The sequence below is a fragment of the Flavobacterium sp. NKUCC04_CG genome (assembly GCF_019345525.1).
Classification (GTDB): domain Bacteria; phylum Bacteroidota; class Bacteroidia; order Flavobacteriales; family Flavobacteriaceae; genus Flavobacterium.
In genome coordinates this window covers 1-1,629 of the sequence record NZ_JAHKRA010000039.1, presented here as the reverse complement: position 1 = coordinate 1,629, position 1,629 = coordinate 1, and the positions used below count along the sequence as shown (strand labels likewise).

Genomic DNA, 1,629 nt, shown 5'->3' with positions numbered 1-1,629 from the left:
TGTTTAATATGTCAACTTAATGACGTGCTCGCGCGATAGCGAAGATTTTATCCTTCGTGCACTAGCGGGGGTAAACAGCAAATTCGATAAGAAAACCGTAACCCGTTTACTTGACATAGAAAAACTAGACCCCACAGATAAAGAACACGTTTTCGCTATGCTAGATGCGTTTATCGCCAAAAATAAATTACAAGCTATTCTTAAATAAAAAATCCCAACTTACGGTTAGGATTTTTTATTTATATACCACACGAAGGGATTAACTTCGTCGAATTACATTTCGTGCGGTAGCGGTAGCGAGGGGGGAGAACTTTTTTCTAAACTTTCAAAGAAGTCTTGACTTTTTATTATTTGAACTTTTTTGATAATAGCAAAAACTAACGAATCTAAATCTTGAAACTGTTTACAGGAATTATTAACAATTATTCTTTTTTCATTTTTTTTATTCTGTAAAATCATAATATATCGTGTACCATCCTCAAAATCAACGTCAATAGAGTCACATTCTAACTTCACTATTTTATTAAGTTTTTCCTGAATACTATCCAACACTTCTTGCTCCAAAAAACTTTCATATAATCTACCGTTTTCATTCACTTTATTGATTAACAAAAACACATTCCCCTCAGTGTCTATTTTGTAAGATTTTGTGTATTCATTATAAATTACCGTTAAATCCATATTGTAATAACGTTCAGTAGTTTTTTCAACTTTACAACTCAAACAAAACAATAGTACAAAAGAAACAATAAAGTAACATTTTTTATTAATTTGCATATCCATTTATCTGTTTTTTTATTTCCAAATCATTTTTTTTAATACCACTATTTTTATAATATTGCTGAAGAATTGGAAGTAATTTTTTATCCAAAACCTTATCCCTACCTTCCTGAGAATGGTGTAATAGATTTCGAATCCATTTTTTTGGATATCCATCTTTCACAGCCTTGTTTCCCCATTCTATAAGATCTTTATCTATCGAAGAAAAATCCATTTTTTTATTATCAGAAAAATCTTCCGCATTTTTATCAGCATGGAGAAAACTTTCATGAGCTATATCAATAATGTAATTATCCACTACCGTACCCGTTTGAGATAACAAAATATCAATTTGCATCCCTTCTCCATCTTTATCTACTTGTGCTTGTGTTCTAGCATTTGCAGGATCATTCTTGTCTTGTTTCTTAAAATTCAAATCAATGCCTTTTTTATCAAACTTCCCACTTTCCTCATACTTTTTCCCTGCTATAACTTGTCCTGATTGGGCGAAATTCGATAAAAATGCTATGCCTTGCTTTGATTTTGCGAATGTCTCATACGCTTTAACTAATGCAGGATTAACATAACTGCCTTTTGCATTCTTTTGATAAATGAACGAATCATCGACATAATTACCATCTGGATCTATAAATAAAATCGGATTATCCAATGCATAAACATACGGACTGATACTAACATAGAGATCCGCTAACGGGTCTACATTCATCCACCTGCCCAATGCTGCATCGTAATTACGTGCCCCCGCTGCCGCACGAATCCTTTCGTGTGGCAAATCAATATTCTAATATTCAACTCTTAAACCCCCGCTGCCGAACGAATCCTTTCGTGTGGCAAATCAATATTCTAATA

The 1,629-nt window shown here is 32.8% G+C and carries 3 protein-coding genes; 1 reads left to right on the top strand and 2 read right to left on the bottom strand.

The genetic code is table 11. The annotated features are described in order from the left end of the window. The first annotated feature begins 19 nt into the window (after window positions 1-19). Window positions 20-208 carry a hypothetical protein gene (locus tag KO524_RS15115; protein ID WP_219295065.1) on the top strand — a complete coding sequence of 63 codons (189 nt, stop codon included), beginning with the start codon at window positions 20-22 and terminating at the stop codon, window positions 206-208. Between the two features lie 65 nt (window positions 209-273). On the opposite strand, the gene KO524_RS15110 is transcribed toward KO524_RS15115, so the two are convergent. Both KO524_RS15110 and KO524_RS15105 read right to left on the bottom strand, forming a co-directional pair. Continuing rightward, window positions 274-783, bottom strand: a complete 510-nt coding sequence (locus KO524_RS15110; RefSeq protein ID WP_219295064.1) for a hypothetical protein — start codon at window positions 781-783, stop codon at window positions 274-276. Beyond that, a complete protein-coding gene (locus tag KO524_RS15105) occupies window positions 767-1,552 on the bottom strand; it encodes an RHS repeat domain-containing protein (RefSeq protein WP_255555288.1) in 786 nt (261 codons plus the stop codon). The genes KO524_RS15110 and KO524_RS15105 overlap by 17 nt, the downstream gene beginning before the upstream one ends. Window positions 1,553-1,629: the final 77 nt, after the last annotated feature.